Source organism: Cellulomonas sp. S1-8, assembly GCF_026184235.1.
Taxonomy (GTDB): domain Bacteria; phylum Actinomycetota; class Actinomycetes; order Actinomycetales; family Cellulomonadaceae; genus Cellulomonas.
Genome location: NZ_CP110806.1, coordinates 1,125,041 through 1,144,335 on the forward strand (window position 1 = coordinate 1,125,041; position 19,295 = coordinate 1,144,335).

The following is a 19,295-nucleotide window of genomic DNA, read 5'->3' on the forward strand; positions in this document are numbered from 1 at the left end:
GGTGCCGTGGTGGCCGTGGTGGCCGTGGTGGGCGGGACGCTCGCCCTGGCGTCCCCGGACGGCGGCACGTCCGCGCCGTCGCTCGCTCCCGCGTCCTCGGCGTCGCCGTCCTCGTCATCGACGGACCCGGTCCCGGTCCCGACGGACACCGTCGCCGAGCCCACGCCCCAGGCGGCCGACGACGACGTCGCGCCGCCCGACGCCGCGGTCCCGGCCGCGCCCGTCGCGGACTACCTCGAGCTGCCGCCCGTGACGCTGGACGCACCCGCCGACTACGGCAACGGCACCACGGCCCGCGTCGTCGGCCTGGCGGCGGTGCAGGCGGAGGCCCACGGCGTCGGCGAGGTCTCCGGCCCCGCGGTCGCCGTGACGGTCGAGCTGACCGCGGGGAGCGAGCAGGTCGACCTCGGTGACGTCGTCGTCAACCTCTACGGCCCGTCCGCCGCCGCCGCACCGGTCGTGGCCGGTGACCCCCACCACGAGCCCTTCGCGGGCGTCCTGCGCGCGGGGTCGTCCGCACGTGCCACCTACGTGCTGCGCCCGGCCGAGCCGGACGCGGTCGCCCGCATCACCGTCGCGTACTCCGGCGCCGTCCCCGCCGCCACGTTCGAAGGGCCCCTGCCATGACCTCGACACCGCCCGCCCCCGTGGCCGCCACCGACCGCGCTGCCCGCCGACGTCCCTGGCCACGGTGGGCAGGTCTGGGCACGGCCCTCGCCGTCGCCCTCGCGGGCGTCGTGCTGCCCGCGAGCGGCGCCGCCGCCGACTCGGCACCCGTGACGCCGGGGCAGGACGCGACCGTCACCACGGACGCCCTGCCGACCGTGCAGATCGACGGGGTCGCGTGGGACCAGGTCGTCGTCGGGGGCACGGTCTACGTGGCCGGTGCCTTCACGACCGCCCGTCCCGCGGGTGCGGCGCCCGAGACGAGCACGGTCACGCGGTCGAACCTGCTCGCCTACGACCTGGCGACCGGCGAGCTCGTCGCGGCCTGGGCGCCCACCCTGAACGGCGCGGCGTACGCCATCGCGGCATCCCCGGACGGCAGCCGCATCTACGTCGGCGGCGACTTCACACGTGTCAACGGTGTGGCACGCAACCGGTTCGCGGTGCTCAACCGCGCGACCGGTGCGCTCAACACGACCTTCACGGCCGGGGCGAACGCCGCGGTGCGCACCATCGAGGCATCCGCGTCGGCGGTGTACATCGGGGGCAACTTCAACACCGTGGGGGGTCAGGACCGGCCGCGCGTCGCGTCGTTCGACGCGACGACGGGCGCGGTGCGCAGCTGGCGCGCCTCGGTCCAGCCCGCCCAGGTCGACTCGATCGTCCTGAGCGCCGACGGGTCGCGCCTCTTCATCGGTGGCCGGTTCAGCTACATCAACAACCAGTCGCGCCTCGGCACGGGCGCCGTCGCGACGTCGAACGCAGCCCTGCTGCCGTGGACCGTCGGCGACGAGCTGTACTCCTACGGCTACGCGGCGGGCATGCAGAGCCTGGCCACCGACGGGGTCAACGTCTACGGCACGAGCTTCGCGTTCCTCACCGGCTCGACGGGGTCGTTCTCGAACATCGAGGGCCCGTGGGCCGCCGACGCCGGCACGTCGGAGGTGCGGTGGGCGGCCGACTGCCACGGTGACACGTACTCGGTCTGGAACGACCGTACCAAGGACCACATCTACGTCTCCGGCCACCCGCACATGTGCTCCAACATCGGGGAGTTCCCCGAGGTGAGCCCCCGCGTCCAGCGGTACGGCCTCGCGTTCGCGAAGGCGCCGCGCGGCGAGGTGCAGCCGAACACGCAGACCGGCAACTACCAGAGCATCGAGGGCTTCCCCGCCCCCGAGGTGCGCACCTTCTACCCGACCTTCACGTCGGGCACCGCCTCGGGCCAGAAGCAGGCGACGTGGGACGTGACGGGCGCCGGTGGGTACGTGCTCTTCGCGGGCGAGTTCCCGACGGTCAACGGCGTGGGTCAGCAGGGCCTCGTGCGGTTCGCGCCGCGCTCGGCCGCACCCAACGCGCGCGGCCCGCAGTTCTCCGGCTCGACCCTCGCCCCGACGGCGCGGTCCCACGCGGCCGGGACGATCCAGGTCGCGTGGCCCAGCAACGCGGACCCCGACGAGGCGACGCTGCGGTACGAGGTGCTGCGCAACGACGAGGTCGAGCCGGTCTACACGGTCGCGCGCCCGTCCCGGTTCTGGGACCGTCCGACGTTGTCGTTCTCCGACACCGGGCTCACCCCGGGGACGACGTACACGTACCGCGTGCGCGCGGTCGACGCGGGCGGCAACACCATGACGTCGCCGTCGGCCTCGGCGCAGGTGGTCACCGGCGCCGGCGCCCCGGTGCTGGGCGACTACGCGTCCCGCGTCCTGGCGGACAACCCTGCCGGCTACTGGCGCCTGTCGGAGGGGTCCGGCACGTTCCGCGACTGGACGTCGTGGGCCGACGCGTCGAGCGGGTCGGGGGTCGGCCGCGGCGCGCCGGGTGCCCTGACGGGCGACACCGACGGGGCCGCGACGTTCACGGGGATGGGTGCGTCCCGGGCCTACACCACCCGCCAGGTCGTCGCGCCGCACCGGCTGTCGGTCGAGACGTGGTTCCGGACCACGTCGACGACGGGCGGCGTGCTCGTCAGCTTCGGCAACAGCCGCAGCACGAGCAACTCCTCGTCGCACGACCGGAAGCTCTACATGGGCGCCGACGGGCGCCTCACGTTCGGCATCTACCCGGCACGCGTGCGGGAGATCACGTCGATCGCCGCGTACAACGACGGCGCCTGGCACCACGCGGTCGCGACGCTCGGCCGCGACGGCATGCAGCTGTTCGTCGACGGCACGAGCGTGGCGGCGCGCGACGACGTGACCTTCGGGCAGTACTACAACGGGTACTGGCGGATCGGCGGCGACACGATCGCGGGCTGGCCGCAGGCCGGTGAGCAGAACTTCGTCGGGGAGCTCGACGAGGTGGCGATCTACCACCGCGCGCTCACGGCGGAGGACGTCGCGGTCCACCGGTCCCTCGGCCTGTCGGGGGAGATGCCCAACCTGGCACCGACGGCTGCGGTCGTCGCGACCGGCGGCGAGCTGTCCGCGCAGGCGGACGGCTCCGGGTCGTCCGACCCCGACGGCGAGATCGTGTCGTACGCGTGGGCGTGGGGCGACGGCACGACGACCACGACGACCGACCCCACCGCGTCGCACGTCTACGAGGAGGGCGGCACCTACACCGTGACCCTCACGGTCACCGACGACGGCGACGCGACCGCGTCGGCGGAGACGACCGTCGAGGTCACGGCGCCGAACGCCCCGCCCGTCGCGGAGTTCGAGGCGGAGGCGAACGGCCTGACCCTCACGCTGGACGCGGGTGCGTCGAGCGATCCGGACGGCTCGATCGACACGTGGGAGTGGGACCTCGGCGACGGCCAGACCCGTACCGGGTCGACCGTGTCGCACACCTACGCGGCCAGCGGCACCTACGAGGTGACGCTCACCGTGACCGACGACGACGGCGCGCAGGACACCGTGACGCAGGAGATCGAGGTCCTGCAGCCGCTGGACACCGTCATCGCACGCGACGCCTTCGGCCGGACGTTCGCGTCGGGCTGGGGTGCCGCCGACCTCGGCGGCTCCTGGACGACGACGGCCGGTGCGGCGCGGGTCGACGGGTCCGCGGGCCTGCTCACGGTGACCACGCGCGGTGGCCTGGCCGGTGCGCGGCTGCCGGGACCGACGTCGGCGAACACCGACGTCACGGTGACCGTCGCGCTGGACAAGCGGCCGTCGGGCGGGGGCTGGACGCTCGTGCGCGGTCGCATCACCGACGGCGGCGAGTACCGGCTCAAGACGTCCTTCACGGCCGGCGGCGGGTTGTCGGCCTGGCTGGTCCGCACGACGGCCGCCGGTGCGGAGACGTCGATCACACCGGTCACGACCGTCAGCGGGTCCTACACCGCGGGCACCGTGGTCCGGATGCGGCTCGCGGTCTCGGGCACCTCGCCGACCACGCTGCGGGCCAGGGTGTGGACGGGGGCGACGGAGCCGACCGCGTGGCTCCTGTCGACGACCGACGCGACCGCGGGCCTGCAGGTCCCGGGCCACGTCGGCCTGGCCGGGCTGGTCTCGTCGGCGTCGACGAACGTGCCGGTGGCGTTCCGCTGGGACGACCTGGTGGTGGACGCGGGCTGACGCGTCGGCTGCTGCACCGACGCGGGCAGCCCCATCGCCGGCACGACCGCGCCGTCGGGTTCCTCCCCGGCGGCGCGGCCGTGCGTCGGCGCGGGTCCGTAAACTGGTCCCACCCGGGTCCGTGCCGTTCCCGGGTCCTCGTGCTGCCCGTCCCAAGGACCCCCTCATGGATCTCACCGGACTCCTGCCCGCCCTGCTCGTCGACCCGGCCGCCGCCGAGGCGGTCTCGTCCGTGCGCGCCCGTGGTGAGCTCGACGTCGTCGGGCCCGCCGGTGTGCGCCCTCCGCTGCTCGCGGCGCTCGCGGGCGCCGTGCCCACGTCGGCCGGCACGGATCAGGCGCGCGGCGGTCGCCCGCTGGTCGTCGTGACCGCGACGGGCCGCGACGCGGACGAGCTCGCGGCGGCCCTGCGCTGCTACCTGCCGGACGACGACGTCGCGGTGCTGCCGAGCTGGGAGACGCTGCCGCACGAGCGGCTCAGCCCGCGCTCGGACACGGTCGCGCGCCGCCTCGCGGTGTTCCGGCGCCTCGCGCACCCCGACCCGCAGGCCGGCCCGTCCGGTCCGGTGCGGGTGCTGGTCATGCCCGTGCGCGCGCTGCTGCAGCCCGTCGTCGACGGGTTGGGCGAGCTGGTCCCCGTCGAGGTCCGCACGGGGGACACCCTCGACCTCGCCGACGTCGCGCAGCGGCTCGTCGACGCCGCGTACACGCGCGTCGACATGGTCGAGCGCCGCGGCGAGTTCGCCGTCCGTGGTGGCATCCTCGACGTGTTCCCCCCGACGGAGGACCACCCGCTGCGCATCGAGCTGTGGGGCGAGGACGTCGAGGAGATCCGCTGGTTCTCCGTCGCCGACCAGCGCAGCCTCGAGGTCGCCGACCACGGGCTGTGGGCGCCGCCGTGCCGGGAGATCCTGCTGACGGACGCGGTGCGCGCGCGTGCGGCGGCGCTGCGGGACCAGCTGCCCGGGGCGCTGGACATGCTCGACCGGCTCGCCGAGGGCATCGCGGTGGAGGGCATGGAGTCGCTCGCCCCCGTGCTCGTCGAGCGCATGGTGCCGGTGCTCGAGCTCGTGCCCGAGGAGTCGCTGCTCGTCGTCGTCGACCCCGAGCGGGTGCGCCGCCGTGCGCACGACCTCGTCGCCACGACGCAGGAGTTCCTCGCGGCCGCGTGGACGTCCGCGGCGGCGGGAGCGTCCGTCCCGCTGGACCTGTCGTCGGCGTCCTTCGCGTCGTTCGCGCAGGTGCGGGCCCTGGCCGCCGTGCGCGCGCTGGGCTGGTGGACGCTGTCCGGGTTCACGCTCGACGCCGACGCCGCGACCGGCGGCTCCGCCGACCCCACCGGTGACGGCCCGGACGCCGCGCCGGACGCGCGCACGGTCGTCCTCGGGGCACGGGAGGTCGAGCGCTACCGCGGCGAGGTGGCGCGCGCCGTCGACGACGTGCGTCGCCTGCAGCAGCAGGGCTGGCGGCTCGTCATGGCGACCGAGGGCCACGGCCCCGCGCAGCGCATGGTCGAGCAGCTGCGGGCCGCCGAGGTGCCGGCGCGGCTCGTCGCGACCGTCGACGACGAGCCGGAGGGCGGCGTCGTCCTGGTCACGCCCGCCCCCCTGGGGCCGGGGTTCGTCCACGAGGCGCTGCACCTCGCGGTGTTCAGCGAGTCCGACCTCACGGGGCGCGCCGGGTCGAGCACCCGCGACATGCGGCGCATGCCGAGCAAGCGGCGCAACGTGGTGGACCCGCTGCAGCTGCGCCCGGGCGACTTCGTGGTGCACGAGCAGCACGGCGTCGGGCGGTTCGTCGAGCTCGTGCAGCGCACCATCGGGTCCGGGGCGTCGGCGGCGACCCGCGAGTACATGGTCGTGGAGTACGCGGCGAGCAAGCGCGGGCAGCCGGGCGACCGGCTCTACGTCCCCACCGACCAGCTCGACCAGGTGACGAAGTACGTCGGCGGTGAGGCGCCGTCGCTGCACCGCATGGGCGGCTCGGACTGGCAGAAGACCAAGGGTCGCGCGCGCAAGGCGGTCAAGGAGATCGCCGCCGAGCTCATCCGCCTGTACTCGGCGCGCATGGCGACACCGGGCCACGCGTTCGGGCCGGACACGCCGTGGCAGCGCGAGCTCGAGGACGCGTTCGCGTACGTCGAGACCCCGGACCAGCTCGCGACGATCGACGAGGTCAAGGCCGACATGGAGAAGACGGTCCCCATGGACCGGCTGGTCTGCGGCGACGTCGGCTACGGCAAGACGGAGATCGCGGTGCGTGCCGCGTTCAAGGCCGTGCAGGACGGCAAGCAGGTCGCGGTGCTCGTGCCGACGACGCTGCTGGTGCAGCAGCACCTCGACACGTTCGCCGAGCGCTACGCGCCGTACCCGGTGACCGTGAAGGCCCTGTCCCGCTTCCAGACGGCCAAGGAGTCGAAGGCCGTCATCGAGGGCCTCGCGGACGGGTCCGTCGACGTCGTCATCGGCACCCACCGGCTCATCACGGGCAGCGTCGGGTTCAAGGACCTCGGGCTCGTCGTCATCGACGAGGAGCAGCGCTTCGGAGTCGAGCACAAGGAGACGCTCAAGGCGCTGCGCACCAACGTCGACGTCCTGGCGATGAGCGCGACGCCCATCCCGCGCACGCTCGAGATGGCCGTCACCGGGATCCGGGAGATGTCGACGCTGGCGACGCCGCCCGAGGAGCGGCACCCCGTGCTCACGTTCGTCGGCCCGTACGAGGAGCGGCAGATCTCCGCCGCGCTCCGCCGCGAGCTGCTGCGCGAGGGCCAGGTCTTCTACGTGCACAACAAGGTCGAGACGATCGAGCGCACCGCGCTGCGCCTGCGCGAGCTCGTGCCCGAGGCCCGGGTGGCCGTCGCGCACGGCAAGATGGGCGAGCACCTGCTCGAGCAGGTCATCGTCGACTTCTGGGAGAAGAAGTTCGACGTCCTGGTCTGCACGACGATCGTCGAGACGGGCCTCGACATCTCCAACGCCAACACCCTGATCCTGGAGCGCGCTGACCGCCTGGGGCTCTCCCAGCTGCACCAGCTGCGCGGGCGCGTCGGGCGGGGCCGCGAGCGCGCGTACGCCTACTTCCTCTACCCGCCCGAGGTGCCGCTCACCGAGACCGCGCACGACCGTCTGCAGACCATCGCCGCGCACACCGACCTCGGCGCGGGCATGGCGGTCGCGATGAAGGACCTCGAGATCCGCGGTGCGGGCAACCTCCTGGGCGGCGAGCAGTCCGGGCACATCGAGGGCGTCGGGTTCGACCTGTACGTGCGCATGGTCGGCGAGGCCGTCGCGTCCTTCAAGGGGGAGACGCCCCAGGAGCAGCCCGACGTCACGATCGAGCTGCCCGTCGACGCGCACATCCCGCACGACTACATCGCGCACGAGCGGCTGCGCCTCGAGGCGTACCGCAAGATCGCCGCGGCGATCACGGAGTCCGCGCTGCGCGAGGTGCACGCCGAGCTCGTCGACCGGTACGGGCCCGTGCCGGCGGCCGTCGACAACCTGTTCGAGGTCGCGCAGCTCCGGATCCACGTGCGGGCCGCGGGGCTCGCGGACGTCACGGCGCAGGGCCGGTACGTGCGGTTCGCACCGGTCGTGCTCGCGGAGTCCGCGCAGCTGCGCCTCAAGCGCCTGTACCCGGGGGCGGTCGTCAAGCCCGCCGTGCGCACCGTGCTCGTGCCGTTCCCGACGACCGCCCGCATCGGCGGGCGGCCGCTGCACGGCCGCGAGGTCATGACGTGGGCCCGGCAGTTCGTCGACGCCGTCGTCCAGGGCGACGTCGCCGCCGCGGCCGCGGTGGGGACCACCCGGTGAGCGGCGTCGTCCGCACGGCCTACGATGTCCGCGACCCTACGGACGCTGAGCGGGAGGCCCTGGTGGCGGTGCGACGGACGCGAGGACGCGTGCGGCTGGTGACGGCGGTGGTCGTGGCGGGCGGACTGCTCGCGGGATGCTCCGGGCAACCGGGGGCGGCGGCGGTCGTCGACGGGCGCACGATCACGACCGCGGAGCTCGCGACCGCGTACGACGAGCTCATGCCGATCTTCAACGGCGCCGGTGCGCAGGACGTGCTGGGTGTGCTCATCACCGAGCCGTTCGCCGCGGAGGTCGCTGCCGAGAACGGCGTCGGCGTGAACGACGAGCAGGCGCTCGAGCTGCTGCGCTCGGTGGCCGTGCAGGCCCTCGGCGAGGAGGAGGGCGCAGCCCTCGAGTTCGGTCCCGGTGCGATGGCCGTCGGCCGGTACTCGCTGGCGGCGAGCGCGCTGCAGGACCTGCCCGACGCGGACGCCGCCGCGGCCGAGTACCAGGAGCGGGTCGCCGCCGCCGACATCGAGGTCAACCCCCGGTTCGGTGAGTTCACGGACACGTTCACGGTCGCCCCGCCGACGGCGCCGTCCTGGGTCGTGCCCGCGGGCGGCAGGGACGCCGTCGCCCCCGACGCGACACCCGCGGCCGTGCCGGACACCTCGCCGACCCCCTGACTCCCCGGCGGGAGGCTCCGACCGGGCCCAAGGTCCGACACCGTCGGTGCCGGGTCCGACCAGGATGGGCGGTGCGAGCGGGACCCACGTCCCGAGCGCGACCCACCGTCGAAGGAGAGCACGCATGAGGATCGGCGTCCCACGCGAGCAGCGCCCGGGGGAGCGGCTCGTCGCCGCGACACCCCGGACCGTCGCGAAGCTGCGCGACCTCGGGTACGACGTGCTCGTCGAACGGGAGGCCGGCGCTGCGGCGACCTTCGCCGACGAGGCCTACGCGGCCGCCGGCGCCCAGGTCGTCGACCGTGCCGACGTGCTGGCCTGCGACGTGGTCGTCGCCGTCCACCTGCCGTCGGACGTCGGTGCGATGCGCGCGGGCGCGACGCTCGTCGCCACCATGGCGCCGTTCGCCGACCCCGACCTGGCCGCACGGCTCGCGGGCCACGGCATCACGGCCCTCGCCCTCGACGCGGTCCCGCGCATCTCCCGGGCGCAGGCGCTCGACGTCCTGTCCACCCTGTCGAACGTCGCGGGCTACCGGGCGGTCGTCGAGGCGGCCGGCGAGTTCGGCGGGATGTTCACCGGCCAGGTGACCGCCGCCGGCAAGACCCCGCCCGCCAACGTGTTCGTCATCGGCGCCGGTGTCGCCGGGCTCGCCGCGCTCGGCACCGCGAACAGCCTGGGCGCCCAGGTGCGGGCGTTCGACGTGCGACCCGAGGTCGGCGAGCAGATCGAGTCCATGGGCGCGACGTTCGTCCAGGTGCAGGGCGCGGGCCAGGAGGTCTCGACCGACGGCTACGCACGTGAGCTCACGGCCGAGCAGGAGCGCCTCACGGCGCAGATGTACGCCGAGCAGACGGCCTGGGCCAACGTCGTCGTCACCACCGCGCTCGTGCGCGGGCAGGCGCCACGCACCATCACCAAGGACATGGTCGCGGCCATGACGCCCGGGTCGGTCATCGTCGACCTGGCCGCGTCGGGCGGCGGCAACTGCGAGCTCACCGTCCCGGGCGAGCGCGTCGTGTCCGACAACGGCGTGATCGTCCTGGGGTACACCGACCTGCCCAGCCGCATGCCGCAGCACACGTCGCAGCTGTTCGGCACGAACATCGTGCACCTGCTCGCGCTGCTGACGCCCGGCAAGGACGGCGAGGTCGTGCTCGACCTCGACGACCCGGTGCAGCGCGGCATGACCGTCACCACCGGCGGTGACGTCACGTGGCCGCCGCCGCCCGTTGCCGTCTCCGCGGCCGCGCCCGTCGCGACCGCACCCGCCGCCACCCCGGAGGAGCTGGCCGCGACGAAGGCCGCCGCCGTCGCGGCCGCCCAGCGCCGCTCCCGGCGCAACGCGGTCCTCGCGGGTCTCGGCGCCGTGCTCGCGGCCGCCGCCCTGACGGCCGCGCCCGCGTCCTTCCTGGGGCACGCGACGGTGTTCGCGCTCGCGGTCGTCGTCGGGTACTACGTCATCTCCAACGTCAGCCACTCGCTGCACACCCCGCTCATGGCGACCACCAACGCCATCAGCGGGATCATCCTGGTCGGCGCGCTGCTGCAGATCGGCCACGCGAGCTGGGTCGTCAGCACGCTGGCCTTCGTGGCGGCCACGGTCGCGGCGATCAACATCTTCGGCGGGTTCCTCGTCGCGTTCCGCATGATCCACATGTTCCGGAAGGAGGCGTGACGGCCGTGCTCACGTCCCTGGCCCAGGCCGTCTACCTCGTCGCCGCGATCCTGTTCGTCCTGTCCCTCGCCGGGCTGAGCAAGCCCGAGACCGCCCGGCGCGGCAACCTCTACGGCATCGCGGGGATGGTGCTGGCGCTGCTCGCCACGGTCGCGCTCGCGGCCGACCGGTCGCAGCGGCCCGTCGTCGTCACGCTGCTGCTCATCGCGATGGCGCTGACCCTCGGGGCCGTCGTCGGCATCGGGCGCGCGCGCCGCGTCGAGATGACGCAGATGCCGGAGATGATCGCGATCCTGCACTCCTTCGTGGGGCTCGCGGCCGTGCTCGTCGGGTTCAACTCCTTCCTCACCGAGGAGCCGGACGCGGTGCACCTCGTCGAGGTGTTCCTCGGTGTGCTCATCGGGGCGATCACGTTCACCGGGTCGGTGGTCGCCTTCCTCAAGCTGTCGGCGCGCATCAAGAGCGCCCCCCTGATGCTGCCGGGCCGCAACTGGCTCAACCTCGGGGCCCTGGTCGCGTCGGCCGGCCTCCTGGCCTGGTTCCTCGACGCGCGCACGCTGCTGCCGCTGGTGCTGCTCACCGTCGTGGCGCTCGCGCTCGGCTGGCACCTGGTCGCCTCGATCGGCGGCGGCGACATGCCCGTCGTGGTGTCGATGCTCAACTCGTACTCCGGGTGGGCCGCGGCCGCCGCCGGCTTCATGCTGAGCAACGACCTGCTCATCATCGTCGGCGCCCTGGTCGGCTCCTCCGGCGCGATCCTGTCGTACATCATGTGCAAGGCGATGAACCGGTCGTTCGTCTCGGTGATCCTCGGCGGGTTCGGGGCCGAGGGCGGCACGGTCGCCTCCGGTGACCACGACTACGGCGAGCACCGCGAGATCACGGCTGTCGAGGTGGCGGACCTGCTGCGCGAGGCGCGCCGCGTCGTCATCGCCCCCGGGTACGGCATGGCCGTCGCCAAGGCGCAGTACCCGGTGGCCGACCTGGTCGCCCGGCTGCGCGGGCAGGGCATCGACGTGCGGTTCGCCGTCCACCCCGTCGCGGGCCGGCTGCCCGGGCACATGAACGTGCTGCTCGCCGAGGCGCGGGTGCCGTACGACATCGTGTTCGAGATGGACGAGATCAACGACGACTTCGCGGACACCGACGTCGTGCTCGTCATCGGTGCCAACGACACCGTGAACCCCTCCGCGCTCGACGACCCGTCCTCCCCGATCGCGGGCATGCCGGTGCTCGAGGTGTGGAAGGCGAAGCAGGTCATCGTGTTCAAGCGGTCCATGGCCACGGGGTACGCGGGCGTGCAGAACCCGCTGTTCTTCCGGGAGAACACGGCGATGCTGTTCGGTGACGCGAAGGAGCAGGTCGAGCACATCGTCGCGCCGCTGGCCGTCGGCTGACGACTGCTGCGCCGGAAACGATTCGTGTGCTGACGGGGTGCGGCGCGGGCACCTAGCCTCGCGCCGGGTCGTGCTGTGACGATCCAACCCCAGCGCGAGGAGCTCGTCATGCCGTCCGTACGCCCCGCACCGTCCACGGCGGGACCGGTGGTCGCCGTGATCGTCGCCCTCGCGCTCGTCGCCGTCGGCGCCCTCGTCGCCCCGTTCGCCGCGCCGGCGCGCGCCCTGTCGCCGATGGTCGTCCTGCAGACCGGGTTCGAGACCGACCTCGGCGGGTGGGGTCCGCGCGGCGCCGCCGTCACCACGACGGCGACGACGACCGACGGTCCGCGCGGCAACCGCAGCCTGCTCGTGCAGGGGCGCGCGGACTGGTGGGACGGCGCCGCCGTCCCCGTGACCGACGTCTTCGAACCCGGGACGACGTACACGATCGGCCTGTCGCTCAAGCTCCCCGCGAGCGGTGCCGGATCGGCCGACCTGCGCGTGTCCGTGCAGCGGGACAACGACGGCGTCGCCTCGTACGACACCGTGACGACGGTGACCGGCGTGACCGGTGAGTGGCGGACCGTCCAGGCGTCCTACACGCCGGGCGAGTTCGACACCGCGACGCTGTACGTCGAGTCCACGGAGTCCCTCACGGACTTCATGGTCGACGACGTGCTGGTCACGGGCATCCGGTACACCCCCGACCTGTCCGTGCCGTCGGTTGCCGACGCCGTCGCCGACTCCTTCCCGTTCGGCATCGCCGTCGAGCCGCAGGACACCATCGGCGGGCGCGGCGAGCTGCTCGCGCACCACGCCGTGCAGATCACCCCCGGCAACCAGATGAAGCCGGACTCGATCCAGCCGAGCGAGGGCACCTTCACGTTCGACGCCGCCGACGGTCTCGTCGACTGGGCGATCGAGCACGACATGCGCGTCTACGGGCACACGCTCCTGTGGCACCAGCAGACGCCCGCCTGGTTCTTCCAGCGGGCCGACGGGTCCGCGCTCACGACGTCCGCCACGGACCAGGCGCTGCTCCGCGAGCGGCTGCGCACCCACATCGAGGCGATCGCCGACCACTACCGCGACACCTACGGCGCGTACGGGACGCCCGGCAACCCGATCTTCGCGTTCGACGTGGTCAACGAGGTCATCGACGAGAGCCAGGCCGACGGCATGCGCCGCAGCGAGTGGCACCGGATCCTCGGCCCGTCGTACATCGCCGACGCGTTCCGGTACGCGCGCGCCGCCTTCGGCCCCGAGGTCCTGCTGTTCATCAACGACTACAACTCCGAGTACCCGGACAAGCGCGCGCCGTACCTGCGGCTCGTGCGGGAGCTGCTCGCGCAGGGCGTGCCCGTCGACGGCGTGGGCCACCAGCTGCACGTCGAGGTCGGGCGCTCGATCCCCATGATCGAGGACACGATCGAGGCCTTCGAGGCCCTCGACGTGACGCAGGCCGTCACCGAGCTCGACGTCTCGGCGTACCGCGACTCGAGCGAGTCGTGGGGCGCGCCGCCCGCCGCGCGGCTCCTGGAGCAGGGCTACTACTACCGCGACATGTTCGCGATGCTCGAGCGGCACGCGTCGTCGCTGACGTCCGTGACCGTCTGGGGCCTCGAGGACTCGCGCACGTGGCTGCGCTCCGGTGCCGCACCGCTGCTGTTCGACGGCACTCTGCAGGTCAAGCCCGCGTACTGGGGGATCGTCGACCCGTCGAGGATCGGGGTGACGCCGACCCCGACGCCGACGCCGACTCCCACCCCGACACCGACGCCGACGCCGACGCCCACCCCGACGCCGACTCCCACCCCGACGCCCACCCCGACGCCGACGCCCACGCCGACGCCCACGCCGACGCCCACCCCCACGCCCACGCCCGGTGCGTCGTGCCGCGTCGCGTACTCCACGAACGACTGGAACACCGGCTTCACGGCGGGTGTCCGCGTGACCAACGTCGGCACCCGGCCGCTGACCGGCTGGACGCTCACGTTCACGTTCCCCGGCTCCCAGAAGGTGACCCAGGGCTGGTCGGCGACGTGGTCGCAGAGCGGTGCCACGGTCACGGCGGCCAACGCGGCGTGGAACGGTTCGCTCGCCCCGGGCGGCACCGTCGACATCGGCTTCAACGGCTCGCACACCGGCAGCAACCCGCGCCCGACGTCGTTCTCCCTCAACGGCGCCACCTGCACGGCCGGCTGACGGCCCGGCGTCCCACCCTCCGGGACGCCGCCCCATCGAGACCGGGCTGGGTCGTCGTCAGAGCCGCAGACGACGACCCAGCCCGGTCTCGCCGACGGCCCGGTCCGGCATGCGGACACCGCCGCCGTCCGAACACGTCGAGACCGGGCTGAGGTCGCTCATCCGTCGCGATGGGCCACATGAGCCCGGTCTCGCGACGGTTCGGCGGGGGGTCAGGTGGGGCGGCGGGCCGTCACCACCGTGCCGTCGACGTCGTCGTCCCGCAGCACGTCGACCGTCCAGCCGTCGGGGCACGCCGCGCGCGTCAGCTCGGCCTGGCCGCGGCTCGTCTCGATCAGCACCCAGCCGCCGGGGCGCACCCACGTCGGTGCGAGCGCGAGCAGCCGGCGCTGGACGTCGACGCCGTCGGGTCCGCCGTCGAGCGTGACGTGCGGCTCGTGGTCGCGCGCCTCGGGTGGCATGGTCGCGATCGCGGCGCGCGGCACGTACGGGGCGTTGGCGACGAGCACGTGGACGGACCCGCGCAGCCGGGCGGGGACGGGGTCGAGGAGGTCACCGGTCCACACGTGACCGCGTCCGGCGAGGTTCCGCGCGGCCCACCCGACCGCGACGGGGTCCAGGTCCGCGGCGTGGACGTCGGCGCCCGGGACGTCGTGCGCGACGAGCGAGGCGACGGGCGCGACGCCGCAGCACGCCTCGACCACGACGGGCGACGGGCCTGCCGCGCGTGCGAGCCGCACCGCCGTCCGTGCGAGCAGCTCCGTCCGTCGCCGGGGGACGAACACCCCGGGGCCGACGCCGAGCCGCAGCCCCGCGAAGGCGACCCACCCCAGCACCGTCTCGAGAGGCTCACCCGCGACCCGCCGCTCGACCAGCGCCTCGAGCGGCCCGTCGTGCCCGGGGTCGACCCCCGGCGTCCCCCTGTGAGCGTCCCGCGCGGCGGCCACGAGCAGCACCGCCTCGTCCTCAGCGAAGACGCAGCCTGCGGCGCGCAGGCGGGCGACGAGGTCGGCGGGGGGCGGGGCAACCCGCTCGCCGGGGGTGCCGGCAGAGGACGGGGACGACGCCGCAGAGGTCACGTCGCATGCTCGCACGCCGCCCCGCACGCGGCGGCGTGGCGTCGCCGCTGGTCATGGCGTCGGCGTCCACCTGCCGAAGGTCCCGACGTCCCGGCTGACCAGCGGCACTAGGCTAGGTGCGCAAACCCACCCGTCTGTCGAAGGAGCACCCATGGCCAGCATCGAGGCCGTTGGCGCCCGCGAGATCCTGGACTCGCGCGGCAACCCCACTGTCGAGGTCGAGGTCGCTCTCGACGACGGCACCATCGCGCGGGCGGCGGTCCCCTCGGGGGCGTCCACCGGTGCGTTCGAGGCCGTCGAGCGACGTGACAGCGACGACCCCCGGTACGGCGGCAAGGGCGTCCAGGGCGCCGTCAACGCCGTGATCGACGACATCGCCCCCGAGCTCATCGGCTTCGAGGCGAGCGAGCAGCGCCTGGTCGACGGTGCGCTCATCGAGCTCGACGGCACGCCCAACAAGGGCAAGCTGGGCGCCAACGCGATCCTGGGCGTCTCGCTCGCGGTCGCGAAGGCGGCGGCCGACTCGGCCGACCTGCCGCTGTTCCGCTACGTCGGCGGCCCCAACGCGCACGTCCTGCCCGTACCGATGATGAACATCCTCAACGGTGGGTCGCACGCCGACTCCAACGTCGACATCCAGGAGTTCATGGTCGCGCCCATCGGTGCCACCACGTTCCGTGAGGCGCTGCGCACCGGCACCGAGGTCTACCACGCGCTGAAGTCCGTGCTGAAGAGCAAGGGCCTGAGCACCGGCCTGGGCGACGAGGGCGGCTTCGCGCCGAACCTCGACAGCAACCGTGCCGCTCTCGACCTCATCCTGGTCGCGATCGAGAAGGCGGGCTTCGTGCCCGGCAAGGACGTCGGTCTCGCGCTCGACGTCGCGGGGACGGAGTTCTTCCGCGACGGTGCCTACCAGTTCGAGGGCGCCGCGAAGACCCCGGCCGAGATGATCGCGTACTACACGCAGCTCGTCGCGGACTACCCGCTGGTCTCCATCGAGGACCCGCTGTCCGAGGACGAGTGGGACTCGTGGTCGCAGCTCGTCACCGAGGTCGGCGACAAGGTGCAGATCGTCGGCGACGACCTGTTCGTCACCAACCCGGAGCGCCTCGCCAAGGGCATCGCGCTGCGGTCGGCGAACTCGCTGCTGGTCAAGCTCAACCAGATCGGCACGCTCACCGAGACGCTCGACGCGGTCGCGCTCGCGCACCGCTCGGGCTTCACGACGATGACCTCGCACCGCTCCGGCGAGACCGAGGACACGACGATCGCCGACCTGTCGGTCGCGACGAACGCCGGCCAGATCAAGACCGGTGCACCCGCCCGTGGCGAGCGCATCAACAAGTACAACCAGCTCCTGCGCATCGAGGAGGAGCTCGACGACGCCGGCATCTACGCCGGTGCGAGCGCCTTCCCGCGCTTCCAGGGCTGACCCGCCCCACTGACGACGCCCGGTCCACCGCCACGGTGGGCCGGGCGTCGTCGCGTCCACCCCACCCACCGACCGTCACCTGACTCCTCCCCGGGGCGCCGGGACGGGGACCCGTGTCCCGCTCGACGAGGAGGGCCCGCCGACCGGAACCTGGGTCCCGTCATGGGTGCCCCGACGGGGAGCGGTGTTCCGCTCGGCGGGTGGGGTGGGGACGGGGTTGCGGGGACACGGGTGGGCGGGTCCGGCCGATCCGGCGCGGGCGGGGCACAATCGACGCCATGTCGTCCCCCCGTCGCCCTCCCACGCCCGGCTCCGGCCGACGCCCGGGGCGTGACGAGACGCCGTCGGGCGCGGTGCCGCGGGCCGGCCGGGCGCCGTCGGGCAAGCCGGGGGCGTCGTCCACGTCACCCCGCGGGGTCCGCGCTGCCGCACCGCGCTCCGGCTCGGTGCCGAAGGTCGGCGCGCCGGCGTCCCGTCCGGGCGCGGGCCGCACGTCGGGACGCCCCGGGACGGGCCGCTCGGGCACCCCGCCGCGCGGTACCCCCGGCGCCGGGTCGCCGCGGCTGCCGGTGCCGCGCATGTTCACGGTCCGGGCGATGGTGTTCTCGCTGGTCGTGCTGGTCGCGTTCGTGCTGGTCTACCCGACGTTCAGCTCGTACCTGCAGACGCGCGCCGAGGTCGAGCAGCTGCGCGCGGAGCGGGAGGCGGCGCAGGCGGAGAACGCCGACCTCGAGGCGGACCTGCGGCGGTGGGACGACAGCGCGTACGTCATGGCGCAGGCGCGTGAGCGGCTGTCGTTCGTCATGCCGGGGGAGACCGCGTTCCGCGTCGTCGACCCCGAGACCGTGCCCTCGACCCCCGGCGCGGACACCGGGCCCGTCCCGACGGCGACCGACGGGGTGACGCGTCCCTGGTACGCGACCGTGTGGCAGTCGGTGCAGATCGCGGGGGAGCTCGACGTCGACGGCGAGGCTCCGGCGGCACCAGCGTCCACCCCGGACCCGGCGTCGACGCCCGCGGGCTGACGGCCGGATGGGCGACAATGGGCGGTCCGCCCCGACCGACCGAACGGACCGACGTGCCCGCACCTGACCCCACCACGCACCGCGACGTCCCCGGCCCGTCCGCGCGTGCCGGCGACGCGCCGGCCGACGGGCCCGGCGCCGGAGCCGACGGGCCCGCCGTCGCCATCGGGGCTCCCGTCACCGACCCGGTCGGCCCGCGGGACGTCGAGGTGCTCCGCGAGCAGCTCGGCCGCCCCCCGCGCGGCGTCGTCGGCGTCGCGGCACGGTGCGTGTGCGGGCGTCCGCTGGTGGTGCGCACCGCACCGCGGCTGGACGACGGCACGCCCTTCCCGACGACCTACTACCTGACGTCCCCGCAGGCGGTCGCCGCCGTGAGCGCGGTCGAGGCGTCGGGCGTCATGAAGGAGCTGACGGCCCGGCTGACGCAGGACGAGGAGCTCGCGGCGGGGCACCGGCGTGCGCACGAGGCGTACCTGGCGGACCGCGAGGCCCTCGGGCACGTGCCGGAGATCGCCGGCATCTCTGCCGGCGGCATGCCGCACCGTGTCAAGTGCCTGCACGTGCTGGTCGCGCACGCGCTGGCGGCAGGTCCCGGGGTCAACCCGGTGGGCGACGAGGTGCTCGCGACGGTCGCCGACCGGTGGCGCCCCGACCGCTGCACCTGCTGACGGCGCGGCCCGCGGAGCCGGGATCTGCCCGCTGTGAGCCGCTGGGCGCCGGTGTCGGTCGGCGGTGGCACGATGAGCCGGTGACACGCGTGGCAGCCATCGACTGCGGGACCAACTCCATCCGTCTGCTCGTCGCCGACGTCGACCCGGTCGCGGGCACGCTCGTCGACCTCGAGCGCACGAACGAGGTGGTGCGGCTGGGCCAGGGGGTCGACCGCACGGGCCTGCTCGCCCCGGAGGCGCTCGCGCGCACGCTCGACGTCGCCCGCCGGTACCACGAGGTGTGCGAGCGCCTCGGCGTCGAGCAGGTGCGCTTCGTCGCGACGTCGGCGACGCGGGACGCCCGCAACCGGGACGAGTTCGTCGCGGGTGTGCGGGCCGCGCTGGGCGTCGACCCCGAGGTCGTCGCGGGGGACGAGGAGGCGCGGCTGTCGTTCCGCGGGGCGACGGGCGTGCTCGCGAGCCGGTTCGACGGGCCGTTCCTCGTCGTCGACCTGGGGGGCGGGTCGACCGAGCTGGTGCTCGGGACGGGCGCGCCGGAGGCCGCGGTGTCGATGGACGTGGGCTCGGTGCGGCTGACCGAGCGCCACCTGCACGACGACCCGCCGACGGCCGCGCAGGTCGCGGCGGCGGACGCGGACGTGCAGGCGGCGCTCGACGCGGCGGCGGCGGTCGTCCCGCTCGGGCGGACCGTCACGCTCGTCGGCCTGGCCGGGTCGGTCACGACGCTCACGGCGCACGCGCTGGGGCTGGAGCGGTACGACCGCGACCGCATCGACGGCGCGGTCCTGGCCGTCGACGACGTGCTCGCGGCGTGCGACGACATGCTCGCCCGCACGGCGGAGCAGCGTGCCGCGATGCCGTACCTGCACCCGGGCCGGGTCGACGTCATCGGTGCGGGGGCGCTGGTGTGGCGTGACGTGGTGCGACGCGTGCGCGCCGAGGTCGCCGCCGCGGGCGGTGAGCTGACGTACGTCGTGACGTCGGAGCACGACATCCTCGACGGCATCGCCTGGAGCATCGCCGAGCGCTGAGGCGTCAGGGCGCCGACCGCCCGCGCGTCGGACAACCCCACCCCCACCCCTTGACGCCGAGCGCGGCAGTCGACGGCCGAGCGCGGTACTCGTTTCCCCCGCGTTCGGCCGTTTCCTGCGGCG

General features: G+C 74.1%; 12 protein-coding genes. 11 read left to right on the plus strand and 1 reads right to left on the minus strand.

The genetic code is table 11. The annotated features are described in order from the left end of the window. Positions 1-15: 15 nt before the first annotated feature. The 7 genes from OKX07_RS05105 (at position 16) to OKX07_RS05135 (ending at position 13,934) form a co-directional block, all read left to right on the plus strand. On the plus strand, positions 16-627 hold the full coding sequence (locus OKX07_RS05105; protein WP_265630773.1) for a hypothetical protein: 612 nt from the start codon (positions 16-18) through the stop codon (positions 625-627). Continuing rightward, complete coding sequence (locus OKX07_RS05110; RefSeq protein WP_265630774.1) at positions 624-4,190, plus strand: PKD domain-containing protein; 3,567 nt, start codon at positions 624-626, stop codon at positions 4,188-4,190. Before OKX07_RS05105 ends, OKX07_RS05110 begins: the two co-directional genes overlap by 4 nt. A 166-nt stretch (positions 4,191-4,356) precedes the next feature. Next, on the plus strand, positions 4,357-8,004 hold the full coding sequence (gene mfd, locus OKX07_RS05115) for a transcription-repair coupling factor (protein ID WP_265630775.1): 3,648 nt from the start codon (positions 4,357-4,359) through the stop codon (positions 8,002-8,004). An 89-nt stretch (positions 8,005-8,093) separates the two neighbouring features. Beyond that, positions 8,094-8,672 (plus strand): hypothetical protein, encoded by a 579-nt coding sequence (locus OKX07_RS05120; RefSeq protein WP_265630776.1) that lies wholly within the window; start codon positions 8,094-8,096, stop codon positions 8,670-8,672. A gap of 124 nt (positions 8,673-8,796) precedes the next feature. Then, entirely contained in the window at positions 8,797-10,350 is a 1,554-nt protein-coding gene (locus OKX07_RS05125; RefSeq protein WP_265630777.1) for a Re/Si-specific NAD(P)(+) transhydrogenase subunit alpha, read from the plus strand. 5 nt (positions 10,351-10,355) lie between these two features. Continuing rightward, a complete protein-coding gene (gene pntB / locus OKX07_RS05130; protein WP_265631810.1) occupies positions 10,356-11,747 on the plus strand; it encodes a Re/Si-specific NAD(P)(+) transhydrogenase subunit beta in 1,392 nt (463 codons plus the stop codon). Positions 11,748-11,822: 75 nt separating this feature from the next. Then, positions 11,823-13,934: an endo-1,4-beta-xylanase gene (locus tag OKX07_RS05135; protein WP_265630778.1), complete on the plus strand. Its 2,112-nt coding sequence runs from the start codon at positions 11,823-11,825 to the stop codon at positions 13,932-13,934. A gap of 212 nt (positions 13,935-14,146) precedes the next feature. Here OKX07_RS05135 and OKX07_RS05140 read toward each other — a convergent pair whose 3' ends face one another. After that, a complete protein-coding gene (locus tag OKX07_RS05140) occupies positions 14,147-15,013 on the minus strand; it encodes a putative protein N(5)-glutamine methyltransferase (RefSeq protein WP_265630779.1) in 867 nt (288 codons plus the stop codon). Positions 15,014-15,164: 151 nt separating this feature from the next. Here OKX07_RS05140 and eno point away from each other — a divergent pair, with 151 nt between their 5' ends. The 4 genes from eno (at position 15,165) to OKX07_RS05160 (ending at position 19,172) form a co-directional block, all read left to right on the plus strand. Then, on the plus strand, positions 15,165-16,445 hold the full coding sequence (gene eno / locus OKX07_RS05145; protein WP_265630780.1) for a phosphopyruvate hydratase: 1,281 nt from the start codon (positions 15,165-15,167) through the stop codon (positions 16,443-16,445). A 278-nt stretch (positions 16,446-16,723) separates the two neighbouring features. After that, positions 16,724-17,470, plus strand: a complete 747-nt coding sequence (locus OKX07_RS05150; RefSeq protein WP_265630781.1) for an FtsB family cell division protein — start codon at positions 16,724-16,726, stop codon at positions 17,468-17,470. A 53-nt stretch (positions 17,471-17,523) separates the two neighbouring features. Continuing rightward, the gene (locus tag OKX07_RS05155) at positions 17,524-18,138 is read left to right on the plus strand and encodes a DUF501 domain-containing protein (protein ID WP_265630782.1); all 615 of its coding nucleotides are present in this window, start codon (positions 17,524-17,526) and stop codon (positions 18,136-18,138) included. An 80-nt stretch (positions 18,139-18,218) separates the two neighbouring features. After that, the gene (locus OKX07_RS05160; protein ID WP_265630783.1) at positions 18,219-19,172 is read left to right on the plus strand and encodes a Ppx/GppA phosphatase family protein; all 954 of its coding nucleotides are present in this window, start codon (positions 18,219-18,221) and stop codon (positions 19,170-19,172) included. Positions 19,173-19,295: the final 123 nt, after the last annotated feature.